The organism is Caldicellulosiruptor sp. DIB 104C, from assembly GCF_028198085.1.
Lineage (GTDB): Bacteria > Bacillota > Thermoanaerobacteria > Caldicellulosiruptorales > Caldicellulosiruptoraceae > Caldicellulosiruptor > Caldicellulosiruptor saccharolyticus.
This window is the reverse complement of the sequence record NZ_CP116337.1, coordinates 1876809-1893377: the sequence shown is the minus strand read 5'-3', so window position 1 is coordinate 1893377 and position 16569 is coordinate 1876809. Positions and strand designations below refer to the sequence as shown.

Sequence of the window (16569 nt, the reverse complement as noted above, 5' to 3'; positions counted from 1 at the left end):
AATGGGGGAAGTTTAAATTTGCTTTTTTCAGATAATTTTGATAGCTTCAAATTTGGACTTTTGCCCTTTGAAACAATATATTATCAAGAGGGCATCCCTCACTTTTTATATGATCATTTTATAAGACTTAAAAGAGCTTTTTGGATTTTAAATCTGCCTTGCAAAATTAGGTATGAAGACTTTGAAAAAAAGGTGCTTGATTTTATCCTGTCATCTTCCAAAAGATTTGGTGCGATTAGAGTAACATATTACAAAAATACCCTGATGATTGAAGAAAAAGGGATAAGATATACAAATGAATTGTTTACCCAGGGCTTAAGTTTGATAGTTGCAAGGTCAAGAAAAGATTCAAAGAATATTTTGAACTATATCAAAACATATAACATGGGTATAAATTTTATAGAAGAAATTTGGGCAAAAAAGAAGGGATTTGACAGCTGCTTATTTTTAAACCACCAAGGTTTTATCTGCGAAGCTGCGTTTGCAAATATATTCTTCAGAAAAGGTTTTACCCTATATACCCCTCACTTGTCATGCGGGCTTTTGCCCGGAATTATGAGAAAAAAGGTGTGTTTATTAGCAGAGAAGGTAAGTTATGAAGTAAAAAAAGAGTTTTTGAGTTTAGAAGCCATTTCAAAAATGGATGAGTGTTTTATAACAAGTAGTGTTGCAGGAGTTTTTCCTGTAAAAAGGATTGATAAGTTTGAATTTGCAAGCAGAGAATTTGCTGATACCATTTCAGAATATGAATATTTTAAAAGACCTTGGCATGTAAAATAAAAAAAGCCACCCTTTAAGTCTATAACCTATGCGGGTAGCTATTAGTTTATAACACAAAAAACATTTATATCTAATTTTGCAAACTCGATTCATTTTCAATCTTTGCCTTATTTAAAGCATCTTCAACTGCCATGATTATTCCATAAGATGTTCTTGTTGCACCAGAGACTATGTCAACATTTGTAGACTGATTTTGAATAATCTCCTGAGGAATAATTTCAAATGGCAGCTGGGCAAAGCTTTGTGTTTCATTATGAGATACAATTTTAATTTTTGTTATCTTGTCATCTTTAATTGTGACCTCAACAACAAGCCCAGGTCTGTAGCCAAACCCCTCGCCTGTGTAGGTACCATCTTTATATATTTTAGATATACCTTTGGGAGTTTCTGAAGTATTATTCGAAACCTTAAAATTTTGAGTGCTTGTTTCAGTTGCATTTGATAAATTTGCTTGCACGTTTTCCTGCTGTGATTCATCTGAGCTGTTAGAAGATGACACAGGATAAGTGGAATTTTGTACAGAGCCTTGACTTTTCTCAAGACTTGTTTTTTGACTATTTTCTGCAGCTTGTTCAAAAGTTTTAGACTGTACATTGGCACTTTTTTGATTAGTTTCAGTACTGTTATAGCTTTCAGCAGCACTTTGGTTTTGCTGATATTTTGATGTCATGGCATTTTCTTGAGCTTGGTCAGATATTTGATTTTGAGAAGTATTTGCTTCTTGGCTGTTGTTTTGGGCAATTTCTGCTTGATAATCTTGTTGAGTTTCAACTTGTTTATTATCTGAAGAATTAATATTTTCATTTTCTTCATCAGTTTGATAATCTTCATCTGCAAAAGAGGGTATTGCATTGTATTTTGCTGTATCAATCTTTTTTGCACTGGGCAAAAAGCTCAGAGCAGAAAATACTGCAAAAAGCCCTGCAACTGTTAAGCTGCTCGTATATCTTGGGTTGACAGGCTGATTTGCAAAGTTCAACTGCATATTGTAACGCGGGCAGATTTCAACACACTTTATACAAGATATACACTCACCTTTGTACTTCTCTGCATTTTCAGTTTCAATTCCCATTGGGCAAGAAACTTCACATATTCTACATTGACCACAATTTTTCTCTTTCTTTCTAACAAATGCTAATCTTGTCATTGATATGATATTAAAAACTGCACCAAGTGGACAAAAATATCTGCAGTATGGTTTTAAAACAAATGGTGAAAAAAGAGTATCAATAACAAAAAGACAAAGTTTGCTAAATAGAGAGAAATATTAAAGTTCAAAGAAACGAGATTGTCAAAAGCATCCCATGGGTCTGGAAGTTGTTTGTCTCCAAAAGTCCAGATAAAAATGATAAGATAAATAAGTACAATGTATTTTAAGCCTTTTAAAGCTTTGTCAACTTTTCTTGGCATCTCAAATTTAATTTTAAAGAGCTTTCTAAAAAGAAGGTTTGTCCATTCAGTAATTGTTCCAAAAGCGCATATCCAGCCACAGAAAAATCTGCCAAAGAAAATGGTTACAATTACTGTTACAATTAAAAAAATGAAATTTGAATTCCAGTTAAAAGTTTCTTTACCTATAATAGCTAAATACAGACTTTTTATCTGAGACAGCAATATTGCAAAAGACATAGGAAAAAATAGCAAAGAAAAAAGCTGAACAAAAAATCTTATAACTTGCGTTGGTAAAATTTTTCTTTTCACAGTATTATCACCTCATTTATAGATATTACTCTGTATGAATTATCTGTACAGGTAAATCTTTCTTTTAGCTTGGGAGTTAGATAAATTTCTCTGGAGTTTGTAATTACAATCGCGTCAATAGTTTTAAAATCCTGGATAAAATTTATTGCTTTTTTAAGACCCATTGCATAAAATGCAGTGGATATTGCGTCAGCAAATGTTGAGTTGTTATCAATAACTGTAACGCTTGCAATATAATCTTCAACTGGATAGCCTGTTTTTGGATTTATTATGTGCGAAAGCTTCTTGCCATGAATGTTATAATACCTTTCATAACTTGCTGATGTAACTATAGAAGTATTAAAAGTTTCAATAATTCCCACAATTTTACCCCTATTTTTTGTGGGATGCTGTATGCCAACTTTCCATGACAATTCTTCTTTTTTACCAAGTGCAAGAATATGGCCGCCTAAGTCAACAATTGCAGAGTTTATGCTATGTTTCTTGAATATTTCCTTAATTTTGTCAGCAACAAATCCCTTTGCAATAGCACCTAAATCAAGCTTTGCACTGTTTTTTAATTTTATCTTATAATTTGGCAAAAAACTTATATTTTCAAATCCTACAGAAAAAAGGACTTCTTCAATTTGGTTTTTTGAAGGTATTTGATTTTTATTTTGGAAATTTTTCCAATAATCTACAAGGTTTTTTACTGTAATGTCAAAATACCCATCTGTTATTTTGCTGTATTCAACTGCCTTTTCAACCAACTGATAAACTTCTGGGCTCAATTTTATTGAAAAATAGTTTCCAAATCTATTTAGTTTTGATATTTCGCTCTTTGGTTTGAATACTGACAATTTAGCTTCTGTTTGATAAATGAATTCGACTGCTTCATTTAATGCATTTTCAAAATTGTCTCCATAAAATATGAAATTTATATCTGTACCAAGTGCAAAAAGGATTTTATGGTTGGATGTTCGGCCTTGAAAGACACTGCTTGAGACATCTTCTTGTTTTTCTACTCCTTTTTTGATTGTTTTTGTGATATCAATTATAAGACAAAAAGAGAGAGGGTGTGTGAATAAATTGTGAAAAGTTTGTGAATAGAGATTAAGAAAATGTAAAAATCAATTTTCAAGAATTTTTCGAACTGTAGCCAAAAGAAGAGGCTTTACCTTTTCGATTGGAGCAGGCTCTTCCTTTACAATACTTGAGTATGTGATTGAGCTAACAAGCTCAAGAATCATAAAAACAACTATTTCAAGCTCATCTTCTGAATAGTTTGTTTTTATGTTTTTTAATAGCATCTCTTTAGCCAGCTTTATTTCAGAAAATTCCTCATTGTCGGTAATTTTTTTAAAAAATACCCACGAAAAATCTTTTTTCAAAAATCTAAATAGAAATCTGTTCTTACTTAAGTAATCAATTATGTACTCTAAAAAGAACAAAAATTTGTCAACAGGAGATGGAAAGTCTTTATCCTCAACTTCTGCCAACGCTTTCTTTACAATTTCAGCACTTTTTCTCAAAATGAGTTTTTCAAGAATATCTTCCTTATCTTTGAAGTAAAGATAAAAAGTGCCTTTTGCCACTCCTGCCTTTTTGACGATTTCGTCTATTGCTGTATTTGTAATTCCTTTTTCAATAAACAAATTATACGCTGCTTCTAAAAGCCTATTTTCTTTTATCAATTTTTTTTGTTCTCTTTTTCTCACTTCTTTTTTGAGAAACATTGATTATCCCTTTCTTTGAAGATTTTTAACACTTGCCTAATCAAATTATAACCTAATTCTTTGAATATGTAAAATCTCAACTTCTACAGTATAGTGTCAAAAGTGTATAGGGAATTTTTAGGAGGTGCATTTGTGTAGCATGTGAAAATCAAAGCTCCACAAAATTTTTTCACTGCATTGTTTATATTGATATTTGCAAATTAGAAATTAAAAAGAATTCTTGACTAAGTTTATCTCTAAGGTTTGATAGCAGTGCTGACTTTTCTAAAAGCAGCTTAAAAAATTTGGATCTAAATTGCAATATTAAATGCAACACTTTTTTAAAATGAACTGGAAATTGTAATTTGATTAAGACGGCGAACTGAGTGTGATATTAGTTGACAATATATTTCAGCTTCCCTGCAGAAAAGCTGGAAGCTGCCATTTTGTGTTATATATTCTTGTATAATATTTTCTTAGTGAAATAAAACATAGTATAAAAGAAAAAATCAATAAAGATTTAAATTATTAGGAAAGAAAGTTATTTGATGAGATATCGAAGGTAGGTATTAATTGCTGTTTTGCTTTGTACTATTATCTAAGTTTATTCTTCGAAATTTTCAGCAACTCTAAGTAGCACAAAAGCATATGACTAAAATTTAAAAACAAACGAGACTAATGAAAAGCAAACTCTAAAGGCTATAGTCTGTCTCCCCGTTTCAGATAATGGAATTGGTTATATTTGATGCAATAAGAAAAGAAACACCAGAAGGGCCTGATACATTTGATGTTTATGGAGATTTTGTAGATATTATTTGATAATATACATCAAAGAGAATCCTTAAATACAATAAAGATAATAGTAAAAAAGAATGGGATAATATCTTTGCCGTCTGACTTTTAAGTTTACAACATAGGAATTGATGACAGCGGTTAATTATAGTAAGCATATAGATATTCAACCCATTCATTGTATATTTCTTTAGCTGTTTTATTAAACACTTTTTTACAGTCATTGGTTTTAATTAGTTGTAAAATTTTGCTCCATCCATATTTTCTGTCTAAATATTCAATATATTTATCAGCAAAAGTATATCCATTTATATTTGCAAACTTCACAGGGTTTTCTGTCTGAATGTCTTCATATGTAGGTATTTTTAGTCTTTGTAAATCCCCCCTTTTCAATTGTCCTCCATTTGTAAGATACAGTGCAACGCCTTCTTTCAACCACTTCTTCATTCTTGGATTAATCAAATATTGATAAGCATGGACCATTTCATGAGGAAGTGTCTCTTTCACACTTTCATAAGTATGTACTTTCCCTGGATTAGCAGGGGAAGTCAGTATTACTGTAGAACCAACATTATCACCAATATACCAATCAAGATTTAGAAGAAGAGCGACAAGTCCATATTTTTTTGTTTGGAATGTAGATTGTTTATCATAAATAAAGACTTTTATTTTGTATTTTTGCTTAAGAGCTAATTTTTTACACAAATATTCTGCTTTCTTTTCAGCGTAATTAAAAGCATCTAAAGCTGCAGCTTCTTCTTTTTCATAATAGAGTTCTAACCAATTTCCTTTTATTAATTTCATATTTTTTGTTTTTAGTTTGAATGTAGGTACAAAATTAATAATAAGTGCTACTGCAATAATTAAAATTAAAATAATGCTTATCTTAATCACTTTCTCTTTTCTCATTGTTTCCTCCACAGAGACAAATTGGTTCTCTGAACAAGCGAAACTATTTTATCATTTAGATAAATTACGTGTCAATATTATTAGTCTTTCACAAATTCTTATCTAACATTTTTGTTTACAATCTAAGGAGAATGCTAAGAAAACAAGGCAACCTATTCACTTTCTTTCAAATTTTAGTTGACAATTTAAGATTAAAGGTGTAATGTAGTAATTAAGGATTACAAAGATAAACTTAAGAATCAAATTTTCAAAAAAGGAGGAGATGTAAAAATGAGAAAAGAGAAGAACATCCCGCAGGTTTCAGAAGCAGAGTTTTTGGTGATGAAGGTTTTATGGGAAAAATCTCCCCTCACATCTCCAGAGATTATAGAAGTTTTGAGGCCAAAGACTAATTGGAATCCAAAGACTATACACACATTGATAGGAAGATTAATCAAAAAAGGTGCAATAGGGGCTGACGAAAACAGTTTTCCAAAGAAGTTGTATCCACTTGTAACAGAGGAGCAGTACAGGAAAGAGGAGACAAAGTACTTTTTACAAAAACTATACAACGGGTCACTAAAACGTCTTGTTGCGAGCTTTGTAGAGGATGAGCAGATATCAAAAGAAGAGCTTGAGGAAATTAAAAAGCTTTTAGAGGGGAAGGAAGAGAAATAGAAGTATGATTAGATTTTAGTTTAGTAAAATTTTAGTTGTCGATGAGAAGGTAAGATTTAAAATGAAGCTAAGACTTATTACAAAAAATGTTTTGTTAGTAACCTTTATCTATTAGTCTTTCTTTATCAACTTGTTTTTATTTTTGACAATATTTTTTTTCACCACATGTATTTACTTAATGCATTATTTTTAGCTTTTTTCCTAATAGTTAGCAGATTTTTGACAGGAAGTATTTTGGGGATGGTAGCTAAAATAGGTTATATCATAGAAGATAAGCATTCAAAATAGTGGATACAAAAACAGTTTGTTTAAATGAAAACAGATTGGTACATTAAAGTAGTTAAATAGTCAAGAATCAATGGAGTGAAAAATGTCCCAAAAAGTCTTTTTCAAAACAAAACCAAGACGTTCTCAATAGTTATCTTAGTTTTTCTCATTATTATAACACTTCCTTTGAGGGGAAAAAGTAGAAAATATAATGAAATGATAACTATAAAAATTACAAACTTGGGATATATTCAAAAAATCTATTTTAAAAATTCTAAAATCGTGGTATTATTATAGAAGTGAACTTTATTTTCAAAAAGGGAGGCAAAGATAAAATGGCATATTACATCACAGACGATTGTATTTCTTGCGGCGCATGCGAGAGCGAATGCCCAGTTCAGTGCATATCACCTGGCGAGGGCAAGTATGTAATTAATGAGGAAGAGTGTATTTCATGTGGCGCATGCGCAAATGTATGTCCAGTTGATGCTCCAAAGCCAAGAGAGTAATCTTTTTCAATGAGGAAGACCGGGTAGAAATTTTGCTTGCCCGGTCTTTAACTTATTTACATAACCTAAAAAGAAAGGTTGAGCAAAAGTTGAAGAGGCTTTACATACCAGTTACAAATGAAGAGGAAATAAAAAGCTTTAAGGTAGGACAAGAGGTTTTGGTCAGTGGTAGGCTCTTTGTTGCAAGAGATGCTGCTCACAAAAGGCTCATTGATATGTTCAAAAGGGGAGAAGATATTCCCATTGACTTTAAAAACGGTGCTATTTACTACATGGGGCCATGTCCGGAAAAGCCGGGTGAGGTAATCGGGCCGTGTGGACCTACCACAGCAGGTAGGATGGATATTTTCACACCTATAGTTTTAAAGCTTGGTGTCAAAGTCTTAATAGGAAAAGGTAAAAGAAGTCCGCAGGTAAAGGAAGCGATAAAAAGCTACGGTGCAATCTACCTTGCCACATTTGGTGGAGCTGCTATTTTAATTCAAAGCTGTGTAAAATCCCAAAAAATCTTGATGTTTGAAGACCTTGGACCTGAGGCAATAAGAGAGATTGAGGTTGAGGATTTGCCATGTGTTGTTGCAGTAGATTCGCAAGGAGAAGATATATATGAGATTGGACCGAGAAAGTATGCAAGAAATCTTAAATAACTTGAAGGTTTTTAATAGCCTTAAAAATTACAATTTCCAGCGCCTTCATATGCCAGGGCACAAAGGTATGGAAGAGATTTTTCCCGATGGCATTAAAAATGCCTATCCGTATTTTGATGTTACAGAAACAGTCTACACAGATGACCTTTTGAATCCTCAAAGCTATATCAAGGAATTTTTAGAAAGCATAAACAGCTTTTTTAACTCAAGGTACTCTTTTTTATCTCTTCAGGGTTCAACCCACCTTTTACAATCGGCAATTGTAGCATTTTCAAAGCCTTTTGGGAACATACTTATAAACAGGGATGCGCACAAGAGCATCTACAATATCGCAAGGATTTTGAGGCTTGATATAGAGTATATCTATCCAAAGTATGATTCGCTACTTGGAATTTATACATATATTGATGAAAAAGAACTTGAAGAGGCTTTGAAAAAAACAAAATCAGAGATTGTAATAATAACCTCACCCTCATATTATGGGATAAATCAGGATATAAAAGCTATTTCTACACTTACAAAGAAGTATAACAAAAAACTAATAGTAGACCAAGCGCATGGGGGATATTATAAATTTGTAGGGAAAGAAACAGCATTAGATGAAGGGGCAGATATCTGTATTATAAGCCTTCACAAAACCTTACCCTGCCCAAACCAGTCAGCTTTGTTTTTGTCAAATTTAGAAGACAATGAAAAACTAAATGAGATGCTTGCTTGCCTTCATACAACAAGCCCATCATATGTCCTTGTGCTTTGGAGTGAGTATGGTATAGAATTTTCCAAAAAATTTGGGGAAGCTCTCTATCATGAGCTTGAGAAAAAGCTGAGAGAACTTTTTTTGCCAATTTTAGAGTATACAAACTACCGATTTAAAAATATAGATATACTAAAGCTTCTTTTTGACTTTGGCAAATTAGGACATGATATTGAAGATATAAAAATGCTTCTTTCAAGATATTTCATTGTACCAGAGGCAATTGACCAAAGAAGGATTTTGTTTTATTTTTCGATTATCGATAGCTTCTCTAATTTTGAAAATTTAAAAAACTTTTTTTATGATATAATAAAAAAAAAGGGGAAGATACAGAAAAAACCATTTCCTTTGCCTCCAAGGCCAAAAAAGGTTTTGAAGATTTACGAGATAGATGATTATAAAAAGACAAGGATAAAGATAAAAAGCGCAGATGGGTTTATATGTGCAAAGGCAATCATTCCTTACCCACCGGGCTATCCTGTGATAGCTGAGGGTGAGGTTATAGATAAAGACATAATAGAATATCTCGAAGAAGTTTTGGGAAAGGATTTTATAGAAGAAAATGAGGTTGATGTAATTGATGAAAGGTAAGTTTATTGTATTTGAAGGAAACGACGGTTCTGGTAAGAGCACCCAGATTTTGAAAGTAGAAAAATATCTCAAAGAAAAGGGCTACAAGGTTGTCACAACAAGAGAGCCGGGCGGAACAGAAGTAGGGTTTAGAATAAGAAAGCTTCTTTTGGACCCTGCGTACAAAATGGATGGGCTAACTGAGGCTTTGCTTCTTGCAGCTGACAGAAATGAGCATGTAAAAAATGTTTTGATTCCCGCGCTTGAAGATGGGTATGTTGTCGTTTGTGATAGGTACATTTTAAGTAGCATTGTATATCAAGGCATCGTAAGAGGAGTTGGAGTTGAGAATATAATAAAGCTTAACTCTATTTTTGAAGAGAAAATAAAACCTGATTTGTACATTATTTTAACCTTAAGTCCAGAGATTGCTCTGCAAAGACTCAAAATGGCAGGCAAGAACGACAAGCTTGACACAGAAAATTTTGATTTTCACAGAAAAGTTTACAATGGTTTTAAAGAAGTTTCAAAGATGTTTGAAAAGTGTGTAAATATTGAAGCAGAGGGGACAGTTGAGGATGTATTTGAAAAGGTGCGCAAAGTGATAGATGATCTTTTGAAAAAGAGGTAAAAATAGCCTTCAAAATAGCTTGAGAGGAGAGAAAAGAAGATGAAGCTGATTGTTGCGGTTGTTCAGAATGAGGATGTGGGACGACTTTTGGATAGTCTTCAAAAAGAGGGGATTATGGCAACAAAACTTTCAACATCAGGCGGTTTTCTTCGCTCTGGCAATACCACTCTGCTAATAGGTATAGATGATGATAGGGTAAATGAAGTGATTGATATAATTTCTCAAAAATGCAAAACAAGAAAACAGATTGTTTCATCACCTGTTACAAACAATCCTTCAGCAGGTGTGTACATTCCATACCCAATAGAAATAACAATTGGTGGTGCGACAATATTTGTCCTCAACATTGAGAGGTTTGAAAAGGTTTAAAAATTGAGAAAAAGAAGTGAGATATGAATATGAGAATAGAAGATGTAAAAAGAAACAATATATCTAATGTAACATTTTTTCAAGACCCTAAGAAGGTGGAGAGAAAGCAAGAGTCTTTTTTGGGATATGTAAAGCAACTTGAAAGGGATCAATTAATAAACAGAATAAAAGAGCTTATAGAAAAGATAGATTCTCTTGGTCAAAGCCTTGCAAAAAAGATGGATTTGACGACTTTAAAAGAGTATAAAAAATCCATAAAAGAGCTCTTGTCGTATACAGTTTTTTCTTCTCATGAATATTTCAAAGAAAGCCTTTTTGGCAAAAAAGGCAGGCACAAAATATTTGGAATAGTTAAGAAGATTGACGAGAAAATGGATTTGCTAACACAAGAGATTATCAAAAAAGAAGCTAATAATATAAAGGTTTTATCATATGTTGGTGAGATAAAAGGACTTTTGATAGATTTATTTATGTAGCAGGTGAGGACAGAAAATGAATTTAGATACGTTTGTCGGTCAAAAGGAAATTGTATTTACGCTCAAAAAAGCACTTAAAAACCCTTTTCATGCTTATATATTCGAAGGTGAAAAAGGGTTTGGCAAAAAGCTCTTAGCAAGGGTATTTTCAAAACACATTCTATGCGAGAATAAGTCTTCTTGTGGTGTATGTAAATCTTGCCGTCTTTTTGAGGCTTCTTCACATCCAGATTTTCATATTATAAAAAGGCAAGAAGATAAAAAAGAGATTTCTGTTGAGAGCATCAGAGAGATTATAAAAGACTTGTCGAGGGGTCCTATTTTTTCCGATAAAAAAGTATTTATAATTGAAGAGGGTGAAGAACTTTCAATAAGTGCCCAGAATGCTCTTTTGAAGACCTTAGAAGAACCTCCTACTTATGCACTTTTTATAATCACATGTAACAACATTGAAAGGCTTTTACCAACCGTACTATCAAGGTCTATTGTGCTTTCTTTCAAGAGATATTCTGCTTCTGAGATAGCTAAGATTTTAGAACAAAATGGTCTTGAGCCAAAAGACTATATAGTTAAACTTTGCAAAGGAAATCCTAAAATTGCTCTTGATTTTTATAACAAAGAAGTTCAAAATAAAAGAGACTATATTTTTGATAAACTCCTTTGCTATGATGGGGCAAGTTTTGACTTGATAAAGGAATTCGAAAGTGATTTTGAGAAGCTAAAGAACGACTTTGAATTTTTGTTTGAAAACATTATATACTTTTTAAGAGACGCACTTTTTTATAAAAAAACAAAGAGTATTGAACTCATTACAAACACAGACAAATTGGAAAAGATTATAGAGTTTTCAAACAAACATACAATTAGTCATATATACAAACTTTTACAAGATTTTATGATCTTAGAGAAATATCCGGACGCAAATGTTATTTCAGACAATGTGCTTGACATGATTTTCTTAAAACTATCAGGAGGCTAAAAATTATGGCAGAGGTTGTTGGAGTGAGATTCAAAAAAGCAGGGAAGATATATTGGTTTGACCCAAATGATATAGATTTAAAAGCAGGCGATGATGTGATTGTTGAGACTGTCCGTGGGATTGAGATGGGCAAAGTTATGATAGAGAAAAGAGAAGTGCCTGATGAGGAGATAGTTCAGCCTCTTAAAAAGGTTGTGCGAAAGGCAACAGAAGAGGACTACAAAAAGGCTCAGGAAAATATTGAGAAGGCTGCTAGAGCGCTTGAGATTTGTAAAGAGAAGGTCAAAAAACACGGTCTTCCAATGAAACTACTTCATGCAGAGTATACGTTTGACAACAACAAACTACTTTTCTATTTCACAGCAGAGGGAAGGGTTGACTTTAGGGAGCTTGTAAAAGACCTTGCAGCAGTTTTCAGAACAAGGATTGAATTAAGACAGATTGGTGTCAGGGACGATACAAAATTCAGAGGCGGTTTGGGTCCGTGCGGAAGAGAGGTGTGCTGTGCAACACACCTTTGCGAATTTCAGCCGATTTCAATTAAGATGGCAAAACAGCAGGGGCTTGTTTTAAACCCTGCAAAAATTTCTGGGCTTTGTGGAAGGCTTATGTGCTGCCTGACATATGAGCAGAAGTTTTACGAAGAGGCTATGCTAAAACTTCCTGGCATTGGTGCAATTGTGAGAACTGCTGATGGCGAGGGCGAGGTTGTTGAGGTAAATGTCTTAAAAGAGAAGGTTAAGGTGAGATTTGAGGATGAGCAGCAGAATGTTGAGGTAAAAGAGTACTCTGTTGGTGAGTTTGAGATTATAAAGGACACCAAAAAGATTCAACAACCAATGGTTGCACTTGATGACGATGAACTAAAAGAGCTCTTGGATTTAGAAGAGTAAGTCTTTTTGTTGAAAGAGATTAGATAATATGGTTTTCTGACACTTTAGCAAAAGTGGGCTGTTATGGGGTTGTAAAAAAGGCAGCCCGTTTTTTAAATTTGTTTTGAGGGGGAATTTTAAAGGTGGAAATTGCTCTTTTGTTGGTTGTAATAATCCTTCTTGTTGTGAATATCGTATTAGTATTTAGTATAAAAAACTCCTCTTTTCAGACAAGAGCAGAAGAAAAGTTTGAGAGCATTGAAAAGATGCTCGACAAGCTTCAAAATCTCACTCTTGAACAGATTTCGCAAAATAGAAGCGAGGTTCAAAACACAATCAGTTCATTCGGCAGTCTTCTTATGAGCAGGTTTTCTGACTTTTCGTCGTTTCAAAAATCGCAGTTTGATTCGTTCTCAAACCAAATTTTAAACCTTACAACAACAAGCCAAGAAAAGCTTGAAGCAATAAGAAAAGAAGTGGATTCAAAACTTTTGCAAATTCAAGAACAGAACGAAAGAAAGCTTGAGCAGATTCGTCAGACAGTAGATAGTCACCTCCAACAGACGTTAGAAGCCAAGCTTGGTGAGTCTTTCAAACTTGTATCAGAACGTCTTGAGCTTGTCCATAGAGGACTGGGTGAGATGCAGGCCTTAGCAAACGGTGTTGGTGACCTCAAGAGGATTTTGAGCAATGTAAAAGTGCGTGGGACTTTGGGTGAGATTCAACTTGGAAACATTATAGACCAGATTTTGGATACTTCTCAATATGAGAGAAATGTGAGGATAAAACCTCATACACAAGAGCAGGTTGAGTTTGCTATTAAGATTCCATCTAAGAATTCAAATGAAAATGAATTTATATACCTTCCTATAGACTCCAAATTCCCCATTGAGAGTTATGAGCGTCTGCTTGAGGCGCAGGAGAAAAACAATATTGACGAGATTTCGAAGTTTTCAAAAGAGCTTGAAAACAGCATAAAACAGAATGCAAAGACAATTAAGGAAAAATACATAGACCCGCCAAGGACAACCGATTTTGCAATCATGTTTTTGCCAACTGAAGGACTTTATGCAGAGGTTTTGCGAATTCCTGGGCTTTTTGAGTATGTCCAGAGAGAATATAAAGTCATAATAGCTGGGCCAACAACAATATCTGCTATCCTAAATAGCCTTGCGCTTGGGTTTAAGACTATTGCTATTGAAAAGCGAACAAGCGAGGTATGGGAGCTTTTGTCAGCTGTCAAGACTGAGTTTTCAAAGTTTGGAGAGGTTTTAGAGAAGGTCAAAAAGAAGCTTCTTGAAGCTCAGGATACAATAGACACTGCTGCAAGAAAGACGAAGACTATCGAAAGGAAGCTTAAAAACGTCGAAAGCCTTTCTTCTGATGAGGCTGCACAAAAAGTGTTGTATAGTGATGAAACTGAAGAAGAACAGTAAGAAAATAATTCCATTTATGAAGACTCAAAATTTACATCTTGCAAAATTTTAATTCATCTCTTAAAATATACTCTTGCCTACCTTAAAGTTTTGCAATATGCTATTGCCAAAAATGCAAAAGTAGAATATAATATATTTCATAAACAAAATTGTATACATATATACAATGTGGAGGGTAAGTTTATGGCAAAAGTAGAGTTTAACCCAAGGACAAATCTGATTGAGCAGGCAGCGTATAAATATACACTCCAAGATGTTTCAGAGCCAAACCTTTACAGAGATATTTTTCCATATACAGAAATTCCTAAGATAGCATTCAATCACAGGCATGTTCCTATGTTTGTGCCTGATGAGATATGGATAACAGATACAACCTTCAGAGATGGTCAACAAGCAAGATCACCTTATACAGTTGAGCAGATTGTGAGGCTTTATGACTATCTACATGAGCTTGACAATGACTCTGGTGTCATCAGGCAGACAGAGTTTTTCCTGTACTCTAAGAAGGATAGAGAAGCAGTAATCAAATGTATGGAAAGAGGTTATCGCTATCCAGAGGTTACTTCATGGATTAGGGCACGAAAAGAAGATTTCCAACTTGTAAAAGAAATGGGTATAAAAGAGACGGGTATACTTGTATCTTGCTCAGACTATCACATATTCAAAAAGCTCAACATGACAAGAAAACAGGCAATGGAGATGTACCTTTCAATTGTTGAGGCGGCGCTTGAAAATGGCATAATTCCACGCTGCCACTTTGAAGATATTACAAGAGCAGACTTTTACGGCTTTGTTGTGCCGTTTGCAAATGAGCTCATGAAACTTGCAAAACAGGCAAACATGCCGGTTAAAATCAGGGCATGTGATACACTCGGGCTTGGTGTTTCATACCCAGGGGTTGCACTGCCAAGAAGTGTTCAAGGCATAATTTATGGACTTAGACACTATGCAGAGGTTCCTTCTGAGTGGCTTGAGTGGCATGGTCACAACGACTTTTACAAGGCTGTTGTGAACTCAGGTACTGCATGGCTATATGGTGCGTCTGCTGTTAACTGCTCACTTTTGGGAATCGGCGAGCGAACAGGTAATACGCCTTTGGAGGCTATGGTAATTGAATACGCTCAGCTTCGTGGTACAACAAAGAACATGAGGCTTGAGGTTATCACAGAGATTGCAGACTACTTTGAAAAAGAGCTTGACTATGAGATTCCACCTCGAACACCGTTTGTTGGTCGTGCATTTAACGCAACAAGGGCAGGAATTCACGCAGATGGTATTTTGAAAGATGAGGAGATTTACAACATCTTTGATACAAAAAAGATTTTAAACAGGCCAATTGTCATTGCAGTTGACGCACACTCAGGTCTTGCTGGTATTGCAGCATGGATTAACACTTACTTTAGGCTTGAGGGCGACCAGAGGATTGACAAGCGTGACCCACGAGTGGCTAAAATAAAAGAGTGGGTTGACAAAGAGTACGAAAACGGTAGAACAACTGTTATTGGTGATGACGAGCTTGAAATGGTAGTACGTGAGGTCATGCCAGAGTTATTTAAGATGCATGAGAGTAGGGTGAAGTGATTAATAGGCTTATAGATGTTAAGAATGTAAAAGCTGGCAGCATTAAACTGCCAGCTTTTTATATAAAATTACAGGATGGGAGTAAAAAACATCTCGATAATCTTAAACTGAAATATATAAACTCCTAACTCAGCAACTGATGAAAGATTAAATTTGCTTTTATGACTTACTGACAAAAGGGCGAGGTAGTTTGTTAAAAGCAAGACGAACAGTAAAAGAATTAATTTGTATTGTAAACTACCAGACACAATCACAAAAAGAAAGTACAATAAAAAGAAAAAATGCATACAAGCAAAGGAGTTATGAATTTATAAGATGGTAGATTTTTAAAATAAAAAACATCTTTTTTTAAATCGTACTGGTTTGCAGGCAAAAATTTTATAAAAAAGATTACAAAAATCTGCAGAAGTAGGAAAATTATTTCTCTATACTGTCCAAAATATCTATAAGCAAAACCAAAAAACACAGCAATAATTAATGCCATTATTACCTGCGAAAGAGATGTTCTTTTGATAATGATTAAATCTTTATATATTGAAGCAAATATCTTTGGCATATACACTTCAAAGCTTTTTTGCAAACTTGGGGTGATTAAGCTATAAAGTCTCCAGCTATAATCAGTTAAATAATTAAAATTGCCATTTGCAAATCCGACTTTAATTTTATACATGATAGCGCCTAACTCTGTAATTTTTTTGCAATCCCAATGTTGATGCAAAAATATCAGAGGTACAAATAAAACTGCTACTAACCACTCAAGCCTATGTATGAAACCTAATATGGTTATAATGACAAATAAAAATTTAATGCTTTTCCTATTTTTACTAATATAAAATGATTTAAAGAATATTATAAACTCAGCACAAATTGAAGCAAAAAAGAATCTTTTTGTGAAACTGCATAGAAAAACAATCATCTCTTTATTTGTGAAAAAGTCAAAGAAAT

Annotated in this window: 18 protein-coding genes; 12 read left to right on the top strand and 6 right to left on the bottom strand. The window is 33.7% G+C overall.

Annotated elements, in window-relative coordinates; translation table 11 throughout:
• The first annotated feature begins 18 nt into the window (after nt 1-18).
• Nucleotides 19-780: an aminotransferase class IV gene (locus tag PGC14_RS09495; RefSeq protein WP_011916296.1), complete on the top strand. Its 762-nt coding sequence runs from the start codon at nt 19-21 to the stop codon at nt 778-780.
• A gap of 70 nt (nt 781-850) precedes the next feature.
• Here PGC14_RS09495 and PGC14_RS09490 read toward each other — a convergent pair whose 3' ends face one another.
• The 5 genes from PGC14_RS09490 to PGC14_RS09465 all read right to left on the bottom strand — a co-directional run bounded on the left by PGC14_RS09490 (nt 851) and on the right by PGC14_RS09465 (nt 5876).
• The gene (locus PGC14_RS09490; RefSeq protein ID WP_011916297.1) at nt 851-1852 is read right to left on the bottom strand and encodes an FMN-binding protein; all 1002 of its coding nucleotides are present in this window, start codon (nt 1850-1852) and stop codon (nt 851-853) included.
• Between the two features lie 128 nt (nt 1853-1980).
• Nucleotides 1981-2481, bottom strand: coding sequence for a 4Fe-4S binding protein (locus tag PGC14_RS09480; RefSeq protein WP_011916298.1), 501 nt, complete (start codon nt 2479-2481; stop codon nt 1981-1983).
• The gene (locus PGC14_RS09475) at nt 2478-3401 is read right to left on the bottom strand and encodes an FAD:protein FMN transferase (RefSeq protein WP_271629876.1); all 924 of its coding nucleotides are present in this window, start codon (nt 3399-3401) and stop codon (nt 2478-2480) included. The genes PGC14_RS09480 and PGC14_RS09475 overlap by 4 nt, the downstream gene beginning before the upstream one ends.
• Nucleotides 3402-3590: 189 nt before the next feature.
• Entirely contained in the window at nt 3591-4196 is a 606-nt protein-coding gene (locus tag PGC14_RS09470; RefSeq protein WP_011916300.1) for a TetR/AcrR family transcriptional regulator, read from the bottom strand.
• Nucleotides 4197-5108: 912 nt separating this feature from the next.
• Complete coding sequence (locus PGC14_RS09465) at nt 5109-5876, bottom strand: hypothetical protein (protein ID WP_011916301.1); 768 nt, start codon at nt 5874-5876, stop codon at nt 5109-5111.
• Between the two features lie 270 nt (nt 5877-6146).
• Here PGC14_RS09465 and PGC14_RS09460 point away from each other — a divergent pair, with 270 nt between their 5' ends.
• The 11 genes from PGC14_RS09460 (at nt 6147) to PGC14_RS09410 (ending at nt 15624) form a co-directional block, all read left to right on the top strand.
• Complete coding sequence (locus PGC14_RS09460) at nt 6147-6533, top strand: BlaI/MecI/CopY family transcriptional regulator (protein WP_039766319.1); 387 nt, start codon at nt 6147-6149, stop codon at nt 6531-6533.
• Between the two features lie 602 nt (nt 6534-7135).
• Nucleotides 7136-7309 (top strand): indolepyruvate ferredoxin oxidoreductase subunit alpha, encoded by a 174-nt coding sequence (locus PGC14_RS09455; RefSeq protein WP_011916303.1) that lies wholly within the window; start codon nt 7136-7138, stop codon nt 7307-7309.
• 89 nt (nt 7310-7398) lie between these two features.
• Nucleotides 7399-7956, top strand: coding sequence for a FumA C-terminus/TtdB family hydratase beta subunit (locus PGC14_RS09450; RefSeq protein ID WP_011916304.1), 558 nt, complete (start codon nt 7399-7401; stop codon nt 7954-7956).
• Entirely contained in the window at nt 7937-9301 is a 1365-nt protein-coding gene (locus PGC14_RS09445; protein ID WP_271629875.1) for an aminotransferase class I/II-fold pyridoxal phosphate-dependent enzyme, read from the top strand. The genes PGC14_RS09450 and PGC14_RS09445 overlap by 20 nt, the downstream gene beginning before the upstream one ends.
• Complete coding sequence (gene tmk / locus PGC14_RS09440; RefSeq protein ID WP_307742489.1) at nt 9288-9911, top strand: dTMP kinase; 624 nt, start codon at nt 9288-9290, stop codon at nt 9909-9911. Before PGC14_RS09445 ends, tmk begins: the two co-directional genes overlap by 14 nt.
• Before the next feature lie 39 nt (nt 9912-9950).
• Nucleotides 9951-10280 (top strand): cyclic-di-AMP receptor, encoded by a 330-nt coding sequence (locus PGC14_RS09435; protein ID WP_011916307.1) that lies wholly within the window; start codon nt 9951-9953, stop codon nt 10278-10280.
• Nucleotides 10281-10309: 29 nt separating this feature from the next.
• Nucleotides 10310-10756: a YaaR family protein gene (locus PGC14_RS09430; RefSeq protein ID WP_039766310.1), complete on the top strand. Its 447-nt coding sequence runs from the start codon at nt 10310-10312 to the stop codon at nt 10754-10756.
• 16 nt (nt 10757-10772) lie between these two features.
• On the top strand, nt 10773-11735 hold the full coding sequence (locus tag PGC14_RS09425) for an ATP-binding protein (RefSeq protein WP_271628749.1): 963 nt from the start codon (nt 10773-10775) through the stop codon (nt 11733-11735).
• 5 nt (nt 11736-11740) lie between these two features.
• Nucleotides 11741-12628, top strand: coding sequence for a PSP1 domain-containing protein (locus PGC14_RS09420; RefSeq protein ID WP_011916310.1), 888 nt, complete (start codon nt 11741-11743; stop codon nt 12626-12628).
• 122 nt (nt 12629-12750) lie between these two features.
• Nucleotides 12751-14043, top strand: coding sequence for a DNA recombination protein RmuC (locus tag PGC14_RS09415; protein WP_271628748.1), 1293 nt, complete (start codon nt 12751-12753; stop codon nt 14041-14043).
• Nucleotides 14044-14226: 183 nt separating this feature from the next.
• The gene (locus tag PGC14_RS09410; RefSeq protein ID WP_039766300.1) at nt 14227-15624 is read left to right on the top strand and encodes a 2-isopropylmalate synthase; all 1398 of its coding nucleotides are present in this window, start codon (nt 14227-14229) and stop codon (nt 15622-15624) included.
• A gap of 250 nt (nt 15625-15874) precedes the next feature.
• Here the strand turns inward: PGC14_RS09410 and PGC14_RS09405 are convergent.
• A partial coding sequence (locus PGC14_RS09405; protein WP_271628747.1) for a hypothetical protein occupies nt 15875-16569 on the bottom strand: 695 nt, incomplete at its 5' end.